The sequence below is a fragment of the Actinophytocola sp. genome, from assembly GCF_036555685.1.
Classification (GTDB): domain Bacteria; phylum Actinomycetota; class Actinomycetes; order Mycobacteriales; family Pseudonocardiaceae; genus Actinophytocola.
This window is the reverse complement of sequence record NZ_DATBKY010000292.1, coordinates 18,268-35,414: the sequence shown is the minus strand read 5'-3', so window position 1 is coordinate 35,414 and position 17,147 is coordinate 18,268. Positions and strand designations below refer to the sequence as shown.

Annotated in this window: 13 protein-coding genes; 9 read left to right on the top strand and 4 right to left on the bottom strand. The window is 73.1% G+C overall.

From position 1 onward, the window contains the following. Positions 1-32 precede the first annotated feature (32 nt). The 6 genes from VH969_RS29765 (at position 33) to VH969_RS29740 (ending at position 10,296) form a co-directional block, all read left to right on the top strand. Positions 33-1,784, top strand: coding sequence for an NAD(P)H-dependent oxidoreductase subunit E (locus VH969_RS29765; RefSeq protein WP_331980277.1), 1,752 nt, complete (start codon positions 33-35; stop codon positions 1,782-1,784). Then, positions 1,781-3,001: a molybdenum cofactor synthesis domain-containing protein gene (locus VH969_RS29760; protein ID WP_331980275.1), complete on the top strand. Its 1,221-nt coding sequence runs from the start codon at positions 1,781-1,783 to the stop codon at positions 2,999-3,001. The genes VH969_RS29765 and VH969_RS29760 overlap by 4 nt, the downstream gene beginning before the upstream one ends. A 5-nt stretch (positions 3,002-3,006) precedes the next feature. Continuing rightward, positions 3,007-4,914: a molybdopterin biosynthesis protein gene (locus tag VH969_RS29755; RefSeq protein WP_331980273.1), complete on the top strand. Its 1,908-nt coding sequence runs from the start codon at positions 3,007-3,009 to the stop codon at positions 4,912-4,914. A 262-nt stretch (positions 4,915-5,176) separates the two neighbouring features. Then, entirely contained in the window at positions 5,177-5,491 is a 315-nt protein-coding gene (locus tag VH969_RS29750) for a type VII secretion target (RefSeq protein ID WP_331980271.1), read from the top strand. Next, a complete protein-coding gene (locus tag VH969_RS29745) occupies positions 5,492-9,886 on the top strand; it encodes a DUF6531 domain-containing protein (RefSeq protein ID WP_331980269.1) in 4,395 nt (1,464 codons plus the stop codon). Further along, positions 9,886-10,296, top strand: coding sequence for a hypothetical protein (locus VH969_RS29740; RefSeq protein WP_331980267.1), 411 nt, complete (start codon positions 9,886-9,888; stop codon positions 10,294-10,296). Before VH969_RS29745 ends, VH969_RS29740 begins: the two co-directional genes overlap by 1 nt. A 4-nt stretch (positions 10,297-10,300) precedes the next feature. On the opposite strand, the gene VH969_RS29735 is transcribed toward VH969_RS29740, so the two are convergent. Then, the gene (locus VH969_RS29735; RefSeq protein ID WP_331980265.1) at positions 10,301-10,705 is read right to left on the bottom strand and encodes a DUF1801 domain-containing protein; all 405 of its coding nucleotides are present in this window, start codon (positions 10,703-10,705) and stop codon (positions 10,301-10,303) included. 36 nt (positions 10,706-10,741) lie between these two features. Next, entirely contained in the window at positions 10,742-10,939 is a 198-nt protein-coding gene (locus VH969_RS29730) for a DUF3072 domain-containing protein (RefSeq protein WP_331980264.1), read from the bottom strand. 200 nt (positions 10,940-11,139) lie between these two features. On the opposite strand from VH969_RS29730, the gene VH969_RS29725 reads away from it, so the two are divergent. After that, on the top strand, positions 11,140-12,717 hold the full coding sequence (locus VH969_RS29725; protein ID WP_331980262.1) for an HD domain-containing phosphohydrolase: 1,578 nt from the start codon (positions 11,140-11,142) through the stop codon (positions 12,715-12,717). Between the two features lie 67 nt (positions 12,718-12,784). Beyond that, positions 12,785-13,150: a DsrE family protein gene (locus VH969_RS29720; protein WP_331980260.1), complete on the top strand. Its 366-nt coding sequence runs from the start codon at positions 12,785-12,787 to the stop codon at positions 13,148-13,150. Between the two features lie 48 nt (positions 13,151-13,198). Here VH969_RS29720 and VH969_RS29715 read toward each other — a convergent pair whose 3' ends face one another. Further along, positions 13,199-14,017 (bottom strand): S1 family peptidase, encoded by an 819-nt coding sequence (locus VH969_RS29715; RefSeq protein WP_331980258.1) that lies wholly within the window; start codon positions 14,015-14,017, stop codon positions 13,199-13,201. Positions 14,018-14,148: 131 nt separating this feature from the next. Between VH969_RS29715 and VH969_RS29710 the strand changes: the two genes are divergently transcribed. Further along, the gene (locus VH969_RS29710; RefSeq protein WP_331980256.1) at positions 14,149-16,803 is read left to right on the top strand and encodes an AfsR/SARP family transcriptional regulator; all 2,655 of its coding nucleotides are present in this window, start codon (positions 14,149-14,151) and stop codon (positions 16,801-16,803) included. On the opposite strand, the gene VH969_RS29705 is transcribed toward VH969_RS29710, so the two are convergent. Then, a complete protein-coding gene (locus VH969_RS29705; protein WP_331980254.1) occupies positions 16,782-17,138 on the bottom strand; it encodes a hypothetical protein in 357 nt (118 codons plus the stop codon). The two genes, VH969_RS29710 and VH969_RS29705, sit on opposite strands and share 22 nt — an antisense overlap. Positions 17,139-17,147: the final 9 nt, after the last annotated feature.

Genomic DNA, 17,147 nt, shown 5'->3' with positions numbered 1-17,147 from the left:
GTGACCACAAGGTTTAGTTCCGGGGAGGCGGAATGTTGAGTCCCGAGCGGGCGGCACAGGCGAGGGCGCGCCGCGTCCCTGGGGTGGAGGCGCGGGCCGGGAAGTTCCCCGGTCCGTCGCTGATCCCCGCGCTCAACGCGATCCAGGCCCGGCTGGGCTGGCTGCCGCGCGAGGAGCTCGAGGAGCTGGCCCGCGAGGCACGGCGGCCGCGGTACGAGATCGAAGGGCTCATCTCGTTCTACCCGCACTTCCGCACGACGCCGCCCGCGAAGGTCGCGCTGCACGTCTGCCACGACCTGTCCTGCTGGGCGCGGTCCGGCGAGGACCGGATCGCGGAGCTGCGCGCGCGGTACGGCGAGGACACCGACGTCGAGTTCGTCGAGGTGTCCTGCCTCGGGCGCTGCGACGTGGCGCCGGCCGCGTCGGTCAACGAGCATCCCGGCGCGATGTCCGATGTGGATTCGCTGGTGACCGCGGCCCGCGACAAGGGCGTCGGCGAGCCGGTCGCGACCCCGAGCCGGACCGACCCGTGGCCGAACGACCCGTACCCGGCCGGCACGGGCGTCGCGGAACGCTACGCGTCCCTGCGTGCGCTGCTGCGCGGCGAGCTCCGGGCCGACGAGATCGTGGCCACGCTGTCGGAGTCCGGGCTGCGCGGAATGGGTGGCGCCGGCTTCCCCACGGGCAAGAAGTGGGAGCTGGTCGCCGGCACCGACGACCCGGTCAAGTACGCGATCTGCAATGCCGACGAGTCCGAGCCGGGCACCTTCAAGGACCGGCAGATCCTGGCCGACCAGCCGCACCTCGTGCTCGAGGGGCTGCTGCTCGGCATGGCCGTGGTCGGCGCCGAGCAGGGCTGGGTGTTCATCCGGCACGAGTACGGCCCCGAGGAGCGGGCCCTGCGCGCCGAGATCGAGGCGCTCCGAGCGGGCGGCGTCATCGGGCCGGACGCGTGCGGCAGCGGCCGCCGGCTCGACCTCGAGATCTTCGTCTCGCCCGGCGGCTACATCCTCGGCGAGGAGACCGCGCTGCTGGAGTGCATGGAAGGCCACCGCGGCGAGCCACGGAACAAGCCGCCGTTCCCGGGCACCTACGGCCTGCACGGCCGGCCCACGCTGATCAACTCGGTGGAGACGTTCGCGGACGTGCCGGTGATCCTGCAGCGCGGCGCGCAGTGGTGGCAGGACCAGGGCGCCGGCGAGTCGGTCGGCTGGAAGTTCTTCGCGGTGTCCGGCCACGTCGAGAACCCCGCGGTGTACTGCGTGCCGATGGGCACGACCGTCCGCGAGCTGATCGACGTCGCCGGCGGGGTGTCCGGCGGCCGGGCGGTGGGCGCGGTGCAGCCGGGCGGTGCGTCGTCGAACTTCATCGGCGCGGACCAGCTCGACCTGCGGTTGGACTTCGGCACGCTCGCCAAGGCCGGCACGATGCTCGGCTCGGGCGCGCTCGTCGTGCTCGCGGAGGGCACCGACCTGCTGGCCGCGTCCACGAACGTGCTCCGCTTCTTCCGCAACGAGTCCTGCGGCAAGTGCGTGCCCTGCCGGGTAGGGTCCACAAAGGCCCACACGCTGCTACGGGAGGTGCTGGACGCCGGCTCGCCCCTCGACGACGCGCGGCGCGGGCGGGTCCTGCAGCTGGAGGAGGCCATGCGCAAGACGTCGATCTGCGGGCTGGGCCAGGTCGCGCTCGGACCCGTGGTCTCGGTGCTGGGCCTGGACAAGGGCGGCGCGGCCGCGCGCCCGCAGCCGCGTCCCGAGGGTGACGGGGGGCAGCCGCCGAGGTGAGCGGACGCGAGTTCTTCTCCACCCGCACCGTCGCCGAAGCCCTTGCGGGGTTCCGCCCCGCGCACCGCACGCCCGTCGAGGACGTCCCGCTGGCCGCGGCCCTGCACCGGGTGCCCGCGGCGCCGGTGTCGGCGGCCGCGCCGCTGCCCGGCTTCGCCCGTTCCACAGTGGACGGCTTCGCCGTGCGCGCGGCCGACACGTACGGCGCCTCCGAGGGCTTGCCGTCCTATCTGGACCTGCTCGGCACTGTGCGGATGGGCGCCGAGCCGACGGTCGCGGTCCGCCCGGGCGGCTGCGTAGCGATGCCGACCGGAGGAGTGCTGCCCGCGGGCGCGGACGCGGTGGTGATGGTCGAGTACACCGCGGAGACGATGCCCGGCACGATCGAGGTCACCCGGCCGGTCGCGCCCGGCGGCGGGGTGGTTCGGGCGGACGAGGACGTCGCGGCCGGCGGCACGCTGGTGCCGGCGGGCCGGCCACTGCGCGCTCCCGACCTGGGGTTGCTCGCGGCCGCCGGGGTCACCGCCGTCCCGGTGCACGCCCGGCCGCGCGTCACGATCATCTCGACCGGCGACGAGGTCGTGCCACCCTCGACGGTGTCGCCGGCACCGGGCCAGGTGCGCGACGCGACGGCGTCCGCGCTCGCCGGCCTGGTCGCCGACGCCGGGGGAGAGCCGGTGCTCGCGGGCATCGTCGACGACGAGCCCGGCGCGCTGAAGTCCCGGCTGACCGAGGTGCTGCCGGAGTCGGATCTCGTCGTGGTGTCCGCCGGCTCGTCGGTCGGCGCCCGCGACGAGACCGCGGGCGCGGTGGCCTCCGTCGGCGAGATCTGGTGCCACGGGCTCGCGATCAAGCCGGGCAAGCCCACGCTGCTGGCGGACTGCGGCGGGATCCCGCTGATCGGGCTGCCCGGCAACCCGCTGTCCGCGCTCGTCGTTTTCGGCCAGGTCGGCATCCCGCTGCTGTGGCGACTGTCCGGTTGCGACGCTCCACCCCCCGTACCGAGCACGCGCGCGCGGCTGTCGCGCGACCTGGCGTCGGCGAGCGGCCGGCTGGACATCGTGCAGGTGACCGTCCACGAAGGAGTCGCCGAGCCGCTGTTCGGCCCGTCCGCGCTGCTGTCGGTGCTGACCCGCGCGGACGGCTACGTACGCATCCCCGAGCCGGCCACCGGGCTGGACGGGGGCACGGAGGTCGAGGTCGTCCTGTACCGATGAGTCCTGTGTCGAAAGGTCCGGAGAGCCCGTTCGTCTCCGACGTGCCGGCCGCGCAGGCGATCGCCGCGTGGCGGGAGGCCCGTGCGGCCGCGGGCTGCCCGGCCCGGATCGACGTGGTCCGGCTCCCGGTCGGTTCCGCGGTGGGCCGCGTGACCGCCGAGCCCGTGTGGGCGGCGCGGTCCTCGCCCGCGTTCGACTCGGCCGGCATGGACGGGATCGCGGTCCGCACCGCGGACACCGTGGGCGCGACCGAGACCACGCCGGTCCTGCTGGCCGACTACGAGGTCGTCGACACCGGCGACCCGATGCCCGCCGGCTACGACGCGGTCGTCATGCGCGAGCACGTGCACCGCGCGGTCGACGGCAAGGCCGAGCTGCGCGCGGCGGTCCCGCCGTACCAGCACGTGCGCTCGATCGGCGAGGACATCAGCGCCGCCGAGCTGCTGTTGCCGGCCGGCCACCGGTTGCGCCCGGTCGATGTCGCGGCCTGCGCCGCCGCGGGTGTCGTGTCGCTCGCGGTGCGCCGGCCGCCCGTGGTGGCGATCATCCCGACCGGCGACGAGATCCGCGCGGTGGGCAGCGAGCTCGAGCCGGGCGACATCCTCGACACCAACTCGCTGATGCTTGCCGCCCAGGCACGGGAGGTCGGCTGCGAGGCGCGGGTCGCCGACATCGTCGCGGACGACCCCGCGCTGATCACCGCGGCACTGCGCGCCGCCGCGGCCGAGGCGGACCTCGTCCTGCTCATCGCGGGCTCGAGCGCGGGCCGCGACGACTACACCGCCCGCGTCGTCGCGGACGCGGGAACCCTTGCGGTGCACGGGGTCGCGGTGCGGCCCGGCCACCCGGTCGTGCTCGGTGCGGTCGACGGGACACCGGTCGTCGGCGTGCCCGGCTACCCGGTGTCCGCGGCGCTGACGTTCGACATCTTCGCCGCACCGGCGCTGGCCGAACTGGAGGGCGCCGCGCCGCGCGAGCGCCCGTCGACGACCGCCCACCTGGCGCGCAAGCTGCCGTCCACCATCGGCATGGACGACTGGGTGCGCGTGCGGCTCGGCCGCGTCCGGGACCGCGTCGTCGCGACCCCGCTGCCGCGCGGCGCGGGCGTGCTCACGTCCCTCGTCCGCGCCGACGGCCTGCTGGTCGTCCCGTCCGGGGTGGAAGGTCACCACGCGGGGGAGAAGGTGCGGATCGAGCTCCTGCGCGGCCTGGCCGAGATCGACCGCACCATCGTGGCGATCGGCTCCCACGACCTGGTCCTCGACCTCGCCGCGTCGGCCCTCCGCGCGCGGGACCCACTCATGACGCTGGCGTCGTCGAACGTCGGCTCGCTCGGTGGCTTGGTTGCCCTGCGCGACGGCCTGTGCCACCTGGCCGGCTCACACCTGCTCGACCCGGCCACGGGTGAGTACACATTGCCCTATGTGGACCGGCTGCTGGGCGGCAGCACGGCAGTGGTCCGGCTGGTGCACCGCGACCAGGGGCTGATCGTCGCACCCGGCAACCCACTGGACCTGACCGGCGTCGAGGACCTGACCCGGCCGGACCTGCACTACGTGAACCGCCAGCGCGGCGCCGGCACCCGAGCGCTGCTCGACCACGAGCTCGCCCGGCGGGGCATCGACCCCGCCGACGTGCCCGGCTACGCCCGCGAGGAGCACACGCACCTCGCGGTGGCGGCCGCCGTGGCAGCGGGCCGGGCGGACGTGGGCATGGGCATCCTCGCCGCGGCACGTGCCTTCGGTCTCGACTTCGTACCGGTCGCCCAGGAGCCGTACGACCTGGTGGTCAGCGACATCGACGACCCGCTGCTGGCGCCGCTGTGGGATCTCCTGTCGAGCCCCGGCTTCCGCACCGCGGTCGAGGACCTGGGCGGCTACTCCTGCGCGGAGACCGGCAGGCGGATCCGCTGACCTCACGACCGCGGGAGCTTCGGGTAGCGCCGGGAACCCGTTGCAAGCAGCAGCCCGATGCCCGTCGAGTGCGCGTCGGCCTCTGACGACCACACCTGCTCGACCTGCCGCGAACGCGCCCGTCGACCGGCCCGGGCCGGATAGGGTGTCGCGGGTCGAGCACGTCGGGGCGTGCACGGAATTTCGGCGACGACGGCACCGCGGTGGCTTCCGGTGCGTCCCACCGACGGCCGAGCTGGGCGACGAGCGCGCGAGGGGAACGATGGCGGACGGCTACGACGTACTGACCGGCGAGCTCGAGGGGCACGCGGGCAAGGTGGACGGCCTGACCGACCGGCTGCGGACGGCCGTGGACGCGGCGAACACGGTGACCATGAACAACGACGCGTTCGGCGTCGTGTGCCAGCCGTTCGCGGCGATGCTCCAGCCGTTCGAGGAGATGGGGGTCCGGGCGCTGCGGCAGGGGGCGGACACCATGGCCGACATCGCGGGCAAGGTGCGGGACACCGCGCGCGACTACGGCACGACCGAGACCGCCGAGCAGGACCGGTTCCGGACCATCGAGGGGGAGATGTAGATGCCGGACGGGAACCCGCTGGTCGCGGCACCACAGGAGACCACCAACGCGGTGACCGGCATCGGCATCGCCGAGGCCTGCGTCGACATCGCGGGTGGCGTGTCCGACGGGAGCTGGGTGGAGGCCGGGCTCGGTGTGCTCGGCGCCGGCCTCGAGGTCCTGTCGATGGTGATCGACCCGCTCGGCACGCTCGCGTCGTACGGCGTGTCCTGGCTGATCGAGCACGTCCGGCCGCTGAAGGAGGCGCTGGACTGGTTCGCGGGCGACCCGCCGGTGATCCGGTCGTTCTCCGAGACCTGGGGCAACGTCGCGGCCGAGGTCGAGAACGTCGTGCAGGAGTACGGCGCCGAGGCGGCCGGCGGAACCGCCGGCTGGACCGGCACGGCGGCCGACAGCTACCGCGGCCACGCCACGCAGACGGCCGACGCGCTCGCCGGCGCCGGCACGCTGGCGGACGGCATCTCCGCCGGCGTCATGATCATGGGCGAAGTCGTCGCGTTCGTCCGCGAGTTCATCCGTGACATGGTCGGCGAGCTGGTGGGCCGGCTCATCGCCTGGGCCGCCGAGGTGGCCGCCACGCTCGGACTCGCCACCCCGGCCGTCGTCGCGCAGGCCACGGCCGCGATCACCAAGGTGGTCAACAAGGTCGCCGATGTGGTCCGCAAGCTGGTCAAGACCATAGGCAACGTCTCACCACGCATTCGCAAGATCATCGACAAGCTCGACGAGATCTTCGAGAAGCTGGCCAAGCTCACCCGCCGCGCCGACGGCCACGCGCCCGGCACCACCAGCCCGAGCAGCGCCACCTCCCCGTCGCACGCGCCGGACACGCACGCACCGGACGCGCCCGACACGACGCCGTCCGGGACACACCCCGACGGCACCGGCCCGGACGGGTCGACCACGCCGGCGGGCAGCCGCAACGGCGACTCACCATCCACATCGGACTCGCCGAACCGCCCGAAGGACCCGGAGCGCGAGTCCGTCCCGGAGGAGGAGCGGGTCTGCGAGAACGACCCCATCGACGTCGTGACCGGCGACATGGTGCTGGCCCACGACGACATCGAGCTGCCGGGCGTTCTCCCACTCGCGCTGCGCCGCACGCACGTGTCCTCCTACCGCGCCGGAATCTCGTTCGGCCGCACCTGGGCATCGACGGTGGACCAGCGGCTCGAGGTCGACGGGCAGGGCGTGATCTTCCTCGCCGAGGACGGTATGACGCTCGTCTACCCGGACCCGGCCGAGGGTGATCTCGAGGCCGTGTTCCCCGTCGCCGGCCCCCGGTGGGCGTTGTCGCGCACCGCGAACGAGTACGTCATCCGTCCACATGGGTCGGTCACGACGCTGCACTTCCCGGCGGGGCAGCAGGTTTGCCCGCTCGCCGCGATCACCGACGACAACGACAACCGCATCGACTTCGACCGGGACGCGGGCGGTGCCGTGACGGCCGTGCGGCACTCCGGCGGCTACCGGCTCGATGCCGTCCGCGCGGCAGGCCACCTCGCCGGGTTCCGGATGGGCGAGGTCAGCCTCGTGCAGTACGCCCACGACACCGATGGCCGGCTGACCGAGGTGACGAACTCCTCCGGCCGCCCGATGCGCTTCGACTACGACCACGCCGGGCGCCTCACGAAGTGGACCGACCGCAACGGCGAGTGGTACCGCTACGTGTACGACGCGCAGGGCCGTTGCGTGGCGAACGAGGGCTCCGGCGGGTTCCTCAACGGCACCTTCACCTACGCCGACGACCGCACGACGTTCACCGACGCGCTCGGCAACGCGACCACCTACCGGATCAACGAGCACCACCGGGTCGTCGAGATCACCGACGGGCTCGGCCACACGACGACCCAGGAGTGGGACGGCGACAACCGGCTCGCCGCACGCACCGATCCGCTGGGGCACACGACCCGGTTCACCTACGACGACACGGGCAACCTGGTCGCCACCACCCGGCCGGACGGCGCGCAGGCGCTCGCCGAGTACGACCCGGCCGGGCGCGTCACCGCGTTCGTCGCCCCGGACGGCGCGACCTGGCGCCACGAGTACGACCAGCGCGGCAACCTGGTCACCGACACCGACCCGACCGGCGTGGTCACCCGGTACACCGTCAACGAGCACGGCCACCGCGTCGCGATCACCGATGCGCTGGGCAACGTGCGCCGCATCGAGACGAACCCGGCCGGCCTGCCGCTCGCGGTCGTCGATCCGAACGGTGCGCGCACGCGCTACGACCGTGACATCTTCGGCCGCGTCACCGCGGTCACCGACCCGCTCGGCCGGATCACCCGCTGCGCGTGGACGGTCGAGGGCCGGATGCTGTCGCTCACCCGGCCCGACGGCGGAACCGAGCGCTGGCGCTACGACCCCGAGGGCAACGAGGTCGAGCACGTCGACGCGCTCGGCAACGTGACCCGCACCCGCACGACGCACTTCAACCTGCCGACCGAGGAGACCCGGCCGGACGGCAGCACGTTCCGCTTCGCCTACGACGAGGCGCTGCAACTCGTCTCGGTCACCAACGCCGCCGGCCTGACGTGGGAGTACACCTACGACGCGGCGGGCAACGTGGTGGCCGAACGCGACTTCAACGGCCGCGAGCTGACCTACCGGCACGACGCGATGGGCAGGCTGGTCGAGCGCACCAACGGCGCCGGGCAGACCGTGCGGCTCACCCGTGACGCGCTCGGCCGGATCACCGAGCGCCGCGGTCCGGACGTGCACACCCGCTACTCCTACGACCTCGTCGGCCGCATCGAGCGGGCGACGGGCGACGGTGCCGAGCTCACCTTCACGCGCGACGCCGCCGGCCGCGTCCTGACCGAGACGGTCAACGGCCGCACGGTGTCGTCGACCTACGACCCGCTCGGCCGGCGCATCGGCCGGCGCACGCCGACGGGCATGGAGAGCCGCTGGGGCTACGACGGCGCGTCCCGGCCGGCGCAGGTGGCGGTCGGCAGGCACACCATGTCGTTCCGCTACGACGCGGCGGGCCAGGAGATCGGCCGCGAGGTCGACGACCTGGTGCTGACCCAGGCCTGGGACGTCAACCGCCGGCTGGTCAACCAGGCGATGACCGCGAGCGGCGGCGGCGCCGTCGTCCGGCGCGGCTACCACTACCAGGGTGCCGAGCTGTCCGCAGTGGACGACGCGGTCGCGCCGCGCCGCTACGGGCTCGACCGGCTCGGCCGGGTCACCTCGGTCGAAGGTCCGCAGTGGACGGAGCGGTACGGCTACAGCGCCACCGGCAACCTCGCCAGTGACGCCACGTCCGCGGGCACGCTGACGATGACCGCCCGTGATGCCGACTACTCCTACGACCGGCAGGGCCGCGTCGTGCTGCGGCGCCGCAAGCGCCTGTCGCACAAGCCGGATCTCTGGCGCTACCAGTGGAACTCCGACGACCGGCTGGTCGGCGTGACGACGCCGGACGGCGTCCGGTGGACCTACCTGTACGACCCGCTGGGCCGGCGCATCGCCAAGCAGCGCCACGCGGCGGACGGCTCGGTGGCCGAGCGGATCGACTTCGCCTGGGACGGCTCGGTGCTCGTCGAGCAGACCCACTCGGCCGGCCACACCACGTCGTGGGAGTACGACACGGCGTCGTTCCGCCCGCTGGCACAGACCGAGCGCGTGCGCACCGCCGACCAGACATGGGTCGACCAGCGGTTCTACGCGATCGTCACCGACATCGTCGGCACGCCGACGGAGCTGGTCGACGAGCACGGAACCGTGGCCTGGCAGGGGCGGGCAAACCTGTGGGGCGACGGTGTGGGGGCCGGCACGGCGAGCACGCCGCTTCGCTTCCCCGGCCAGTACTTCGATCCCGAGTCCGGCCTGCACTACAACTACCTGCGCCACTACGACCCGGTCTCCGCGAGCTACGTCAGCCCGGACCCGCTCGGCCTCTTCGGCGGTCCCTCGCCGCACGGCTACGTGCACAACCCGACCGGCTGGACCGACGCCCTGGGCCTGACCGAGTCGAACGGCCAGGAGTTCCTCGATCCGGAAGACATCAACTTCTCCCAGCGCACCGTGACCGAGAACAGCTACGCGGACGCGATGCGGGCGGGCGAGTGGGACTGGGACCGCAGCCCCATCCACGTCATGGAGGTCGACGGCCAGCTGGTCAGCTACGACAACCGCCGGCTCAACGCGGCGCGCGAGGCCGGGGTGCCGGTGCGCGTGGAGCGGGTCAACCCGAACGACGTGTTCCCGGACCCGCAGACCGGCCAGCCGACGCGCAAGACCTGGGCGCAGAAGTTCCAGGATCGCTACCGCGACCCACGAAACCGCGGGCCGAACGGGGAACCGGTGCCCGACCAGGGCTTGCGCGACCGGCCGACCGCGCTGCCGCCCGGCGCCTGTGGCGGGCGAGGACGGAGGAGGCGTTGATGACCGCGCCCATCGACGACCTGTGGAAGGCCGGCCGGCTGCCCATCGAGGACGCGGTCTTCTACGCCGACGGGCGGTCGGTCGCGGTCGAGGTGAGCGGCGACCGCCTGGTGGCGGTGGAGGAGTTCGACCTGGCCGAGCTGCTCGAGGAGGACCCGGAGTGGCTCGCCACGGTCGACGTCACCGGTGAGCAGGAGCTGCCCGGCGGAGCCGGGTTCCTGGTCCGCGGCGAGGGCGCGTACGGGTCCGAAGGGTTCTTCGGCCGCCTCGACGCGGAGCGGGAGCTCGTGTGGGTGTGTTACCTGTCCGAGGGCAACCCGTTCGTCGACATCGCCCGCGGGGAGGGCACGGCGACGTTCACCTCGACGTCGGGCGTCACCGTGACCGTCGACCTCGACCGTCCGGTCTGACCGGCTACGACCGGCCGGCCTCGCGCTTGAGCTTGCGCCAGCCGCCCGCCCGGTTGTTGGCGATGATCTGACGGAACATGGCCAGCAGCGCGGGCTTGTTGATCGGCTCGCCCTGGCGGACGGCCACCGTCCGCGCGGTCTTGTTGTCGTGGCCGGCGGTGATGATGCCCTCCGGGTCGGGCACGATCGCGCCGTCGTAGAGGAACACGTTCACGTGTGTCTTGGCCGCGAGCAGCGCGCACACGTTGCCCTGCAGCACGAAGTACGGCTGGACCGTGCGCTTGATGGTCTCCTCGACCTCCGGGTCCGCCTCGTGCACCAGGTCGCGGACCTCCTGGCAGATCTCCTGCTGCCAGTCCGGCAGCCGGTTGATGTAGTCGTCCACCCGGGGATCGACCTCGTGGCTCATGCGCGCCATTGTGCGCCCACGTCCCACCGGGCGCGGCTAGCCGCGCCCGGTGCGCGCCTGCAGCCGGTCGATGAGCTCGGACGCGCGGGCCTTGGTCAACCCCTCCGGCACCGCCACCCCGGCCTCCTGTGCGAGCGTGTGCAGGTAGGACTCCTGCGGTCCCGTCATCGGCTCGTCGCCGGTGATCCAGTCCTTGGGGTCCTTGTCCGGCACGGGAACGACTTCGCTGGTCACGGGCACTCCCTTCGTCGAACGCGTGTTCGAGATACCCGTGCTCGTCGTGCCTGAAACGCGAAGCGGAACACCGCCTATCACCGTGTGCGCACGCCGGATAACCCGTTGTCATGCTACGAACCGCATGGCTCGATCGGTAGCCACCGATCTTGGCTGATTAGATCGTCGGTCCCGCGCTCATAGCGCCTTACGCTGCACATATGGCGGAAGGCAAGCGCGATTCCGGGATCACGTTGGCCGAGGTGCTGGCCGCGTTCTCGCTCGCGACCGATCTTGGGCTGGGGCAGCCCATGGAGCACCTGCTGCGGGCGTGGCGCATCGCCGCTCGGTTGGCTGATCGGCTCGGTGTGGCGGGGGAGCAGCGGGACGCGTTGTTCTACGTCGCGATGTTGTCCTGGGTGGGGTGCGTCGCCGACGCGCCCGAGGTCGCGGCCTCCTTCGGCGACGACATCGCCTTCCGCGCCGAGAGCTACGACGTCGATCTCGCCGGCCTGCCGGGGGCCGGGTTCTTCGTCCGCCACGCCGGGGCCGGCAAGGCGCCACCGCGCCGGGTCCGGGCGGCGGCCTCGCTGGTCCTCACCGGTGGCCGGCGTGTGGTGCGGGGCATCCAGTCGCACTGCCTGACGACCGCGACGCTCGCGGAGCGGCTGGGCCTCGCCGACGAGGTGGGCGCCGCGCTGCGCCAGTTCTTCACGCGGTGGGACGGCCGCGGCATCCCGGGGGGCGCCGGAAACACCGGTGTGTCCCCCCTGGTGCATCTGTTCCATGTGGCCGATGTCGTCGAGGTGCACTACCGGCACGGCGGCGTGGACGCGGCCGTCGACGTGGCCAGAGCGCGCCGCGGCGGGCAGTTCGCGCCGGCCGTCGCCGACGCGTTCTGTGCGGACGCGGGCCGCCTGCTTGCCGAGCTCGACGGCGACGGCGACGCCGACGGCGACGCGTTGCGGGCGATCGCGGCGGAACCCGCACTCGGCCGTCGACTGTCCGAACGGGAGCTCGACTCCGCGCTGGAAGGGCTGGCCGACTTCACCGACCTGCGCAGCGGCCGGCGGGCCGGGCACTCCCGCGGAGTCGGCGAGCTGGCCGGCCAGGCGGCCCGCGTGATGGGGCTGCCGGCCGGCAACGTGACCGTGCTGCACCGGGCCGGCCTCGTCCACGACATCGGGTTGCACGGCGTGCCGGTGACCATCCTCGACAAGCCGGGCCCGCTCACGGTGACCGAGTGGGAGCGGATCCGGCTCAGCGCGTACTACACCGAACGGGTCCTCGCCCGCCCGGCCGTGCTGGGCAGGATCGGTGCGGTCGCGGCGCTGGCGCACGAGCGCGCCGACGGCAGCGGGTATCACCGCGGGCTCGGCGGCGCCGCGGTGCCGATGACCGGGCGCATCCTGGCCGCCGCGTGCGCGTACCGGGCCATGCTCGAGCCGCGCGCCCACCGCCCGGCCCACCCGGCGAAGGCGGCCACCAGCCTGCTGCGTGGCGAAGTGCGGGACGGACGCCTCGACGCCGACGCCGTCGACGCCGTGCTGTCCGCAGCCGGCGTGGGGGAGCGCCGCCGCCCGACCGGGCCGGCGGGCCTGACCCCACGCGAGGTGGAGGTCCTGGTGCTGATCGCGCGGGGTGCCGCGACCGGCGACGTGGCCACCCAGCTGGGCATCTCGCGCAAGACCGCCGGCACCCACATCGAGCGGATCTACACCAAGACCGGAGCGTCCTCGAGAGCGACGGCCACCCTGTTCGCGCTGCGCAACGGGTTGCTCGATCCGCTCGATCTGTAGGGAGAACACCCGACGACACGGCGCTTGCCCGCTCCTACCGTTCGCTCAGCCGAACCGAGGAGGAGTTATGGCAAGCAAAGCGGTCATCAGCCTGAGTACTGGCCTGGAAGATCCGGAGAAGGTCACCGTCGCGTTCCTGGTCGCCGTCGGCGCGGCCGAGACCGGCCGCGAGACGCTCATGTTCATGTCCAAGGAGGCGGTCCGGCTGGCCGTCGCGGGACACGCGATCGGTGTGGCGTGTGACGGTTGCCCGCCGCTGGCGGATCTGGTCAAGCGGTACGAGGCCGCGGGCGGGCGGTACTTCGTCTGCCCGATCTGCTTCAACGCCAAGCAACTGGACAGCGAGACATTGATCGACGGAGCGGAGCTGGGCGGCACCGTTCCGATGTGGAACTGGATCGGTGACGAGCCGGCCACCACGTTCAGCTACTGATCTGTCTGCTGTGGAGCGGCGGCACGCGGTGCCGCCGCTCCACAGTGGTCACAGAGCGCGCAGCTGCTTGATCGTGTCGCGGATCCAGTGCGCCTCGACGGGGATCGACGTGTACCCGGCGACGAGCGGGTCGGGACTGTCCGAGCCGAGGGACAGCACCCCGGCCTGCCGGAAGCCACCACAGCGGTCGCGGATGAGCATGGGACCGCCGGAGTCACCGGGCACGACCGTCGAGTTGTCGTCGATGCCGACGGTGCAGACGGTCGTGGGCCCGAACGCCGGCGGGTTCTGGAAGATCTCCGGACCGCAGCCTTCCGCGTCGGTGAGCACCTTCTGGCCGGTCTCCTGCAGCACGTCGGGACGGGTCACGCAGGTCGGCGGGACCGGGATGTTGGTGCAGCCGAACCCGGCGATCACCACGTGCGACCCGACAGGTGGCTCGGCCGTGGCGAGCCGGACGGTGGGGCTGGACTGCGGGGTCGCCAGCCGGACCAGCGCGATGTCGTCCCGGTTGTTCGCGGCGGGGTCGTAGTGCCGACCGACGGCGTGGCCGAGCGTGGCGATCTTCGGCGCGGCGGCCCAGTCGGGGATGTTGGCGCCGACCACGGCGACGAGCCCGCCCTGGGGAACGCCGACGACGCAGTGGGCGGCGGTCATGAAGATGTCGGGCTCGATGAGCGTGCCGCCGCAGCGCGGGTTGTCCGGCGTGCCGGCGAGGCGCAGGGAGACCATGAACCGGTACTCGCTGAAGTCGGCGTCGTGGCCCTTGTAGATCGCCTGCGCCGGGGCCGCGGCCACCAGCGCGGCCACGAGCGCGAGCAGGACGCCCAGGAGCATCGCCCCGGCTCGGCGGGGTCTGACAGGCATGCGTTTCCTCCCTCGTACGGCATCCGGTCGCCGCCAAGGGTGCGGCGGAGGTCGTCGGGGATGATGTCGGAATCATGAAATGGCTGCCCGCGGGGCCGGCGGGGTGACACGATTCGTCGCGGAGTTGAGCGATGACGGTTGAGTTCCGGTTGCTCGGCGACGTCGCGATGTGCGTCGGCGGGCGGCATGTCGACGTCGGCCACGCCCGCCAGCGCTGTGTGCTGGCCGCGCTGCTGGTCGACGCGAACCGGGTGGTCCCCGTGCCGACCCTGGCCGACCGGGTGTGGGCCGGGCACCCGCCGCAAAGCGCTCGCAACGCGCTTTCCGGATACGTGTCCCGCCTGCGGCGGCTGGTCACGTCCAGCGGCGAGGCGCGGCTCGTCCGCCAGCCGAGCGGCTACCTGCTCACCGTCGAGCCGACGGCGGTGGACCTGCACCGGTTCCGGCACCTGATCGCCCTGGCCCGCTCGGCGCCGGACGGGTCCGAGGCGCTGACGTTGCTGACGGAGGCGTTGCGGCTGTGGCGCGGCGACGCCTTCGCCGACCTGGACACCCCGTGGCTCAACGGGGTCCGCGACGCGCTCGACGCCGAGCGCCTCGCGGCCGAGCTCGACCGCAACGACCTCGCCCTCGACCTCGGCCGGCACGCGAGCCTGCTGCCCGAGCTGACCGCCCGCGCCGCTACCGACCCGCTCGACGAGCGGCTCGCCGCGCAGCTCATGCTCGCCCTCTACCGCAACGGCCGGCAGGCCGACGCGCTGCACCACTACGACGGGTTGCGGCTACGCCTGGCCGAGGAGCTCGGCGCCGACCCGTGCCCGTCGGTACGGCAGTTGCACCAGCGGATCCTCGCCGCGGATCCCGCCCTCACCGTGGCCACCGGCAGCACGGAACCCGTACCCCGCCAGCTCCCGGCGCCACCCGCGGCCTTCACCGGGCGGGCCGGCGAGCTGGAGCGCTTGCACGCCGTCCTGCCCGCCGACGCACCGTCCACAGTGGAGATCGCGGTCGTGTCCGGGACACCTGGCGTCGGGAAGACCGCGCTGGCACTGCACTGGGCGCACCGGGTGGCGCCGCGATTCCCGGACGGCCAGCTCTACGTCAACCTGCGCGGCTTCGACCCGGCCGGCTCGGTGCTCGGCCCCGCCGCAGCCGTCCGCGGGTTCCTCGAGGCGTTCGGCGTGCCACCGCGGTCGATTCCGGCTGGGATCGACGGCCAGGCCGCGCTGTGGCGCAGCACGCTGGCGGGCAAGCGCGTCCTGGTCGTGCTCGACAACGCCCGCGACGTCGAGCAGGTCCGCCCGCTGCTCCCCGGTACGCCCGGCTGCCTGGTCGTCGTCACCAGCCGCAACCGGCTGAGCGGCCTGATCGCCGACCACGGCGCCCACCCGATCACGCTCGGCCTCCTCGGCCACGGCGAAGCCCGCGACCTGCTGGCCGCCCGCGTCGGCATCCACCGAGTCACAGCGGAACCCGGCGCGGTCGACGAGATCATCGCCCGCTGCGCCCGGCTTCCCCTGGCCCTGACCGTCACCGCCGCACGCGCCGCCACGCACCCGGGGTCTCCGCTCGCGGACCTCGCCGCCGAGCTGACCAGCACCGACTCGCTCGCCGACCTGCGCGCGGTCTTCTCGTGGTCGTACCGGACGCTCAGCCCGGCGGCCGCGAGGCTGTTCCGGTTGCTCGGCCTGCACGTCGGCCCCGAGCTCACGGCGCAGGCCGCGGCGAGCCTGGCCGGCCTGCCGGTCGTCGACGTGCGCCCGCTGCTGGCCGAGCTCGCCGACACGCACCTGGTCACCGAGCACACCCCGGGCCACTTCACGATGCACGACCTGCTGTACGCGTACGCCATCGAGCTGAACCAGGAACACGACAGCGGCGCCGAGCGACACCGGGCGACGAACCGGATGCTCGAGCACTACCTGTACACCGCGCGGGAGGCGGAGCGGCTGCTGCGGCCCGACGGCAGGCCGGTTCGCCTGACGCCGGCCCGGGGTGGGGTGACCCCGCAGCGCCTGGCCGATCACGAGCAGGCGATGAGCTGGCTCGCCGCCCAGCACCCGGCACTGGTCGAGGCGGTGCGCAAGGCGGAGAGCGCAGGGGTCGCGACCCAGGTGTCGTGGACCCTCGCGACGTTCTTCGACCGGCGGGCGCACTGGCACACCTGGGCGGCGGACGGCTACGACGACGCGTACGGCCAACTGCGCCGGGCGCTGGACCTGTTCGAGGCGCGGGGCGACGACGCGGGCCGGGCCAGAACGTTGCTCGCGCTCAGCTGGATCCGCGACCGGCAGGACCGCCTGCCCGACGCGATGGTCCACGCCCGGCAGGCTGACGAGCTGTACCGGGACACCGGCGATCGGCTCGGTCAGGCGCGGTCCGCCAACATGCTCGGCTGGTTCGAGGCTCGGCTCGGCGACCCGGGCGCCGCCGAGCACTGCCGCCGGGCCGTCGTCCTGCACCAGGAGGTAGGGGACCGCTACGGCGAGGCGGCGAGCTGGGACTCGCTCGGCTACGCCCACCACCGCGCGGGCGAGCCGAGCGAGGCCCTCGACTGCTACCGCCAGGCCCTGAAACTGCACCGCACGGTCGGCCACCGCTACGACGAGGCGTACGTACTGATCCACATAGGCGAGACCCAGTCCACCACCGGCGAGGAGGGCCTCGCGACCGAATCCTGGCAGCAGGCGCATGCCATCCTCACCGAACTGGACCACCCGGACGCCGAAGCCCTCCACGCCAGGCTGGAGACCAACGGCGACCGTCAGGGATGGCCGGGGCCGTAGTCGGGACGTGCGGAGAAGGTGATCGCCTGCACGACTTCGGACACCTGTCGCGGTAGCTGGTCCAGCGGTAGTTCGAGCGGCTCGCCGGTGAGGGCCGTGGCGCCGAACTGCCGCTCGAAGGCGGCGCGCGGCCCGGTGATGGTGGACGAGATCCCGCGCAGAGGGGAGACGGTGAAGCCCTCGGCCTGAAAGTAGTCCCGCACGGCCGAGACGGCCGCTTCGTCCGGCCGCATGGCTGCCACCGTCTCCGCGGTGATCTGCTCCCATCCACTCATCGGCCGGCCGGCCGGTCGCAGCACGACCTCGGCGGTGAGCTCCGGATCGTCGTCACGCATGAGGTCAGC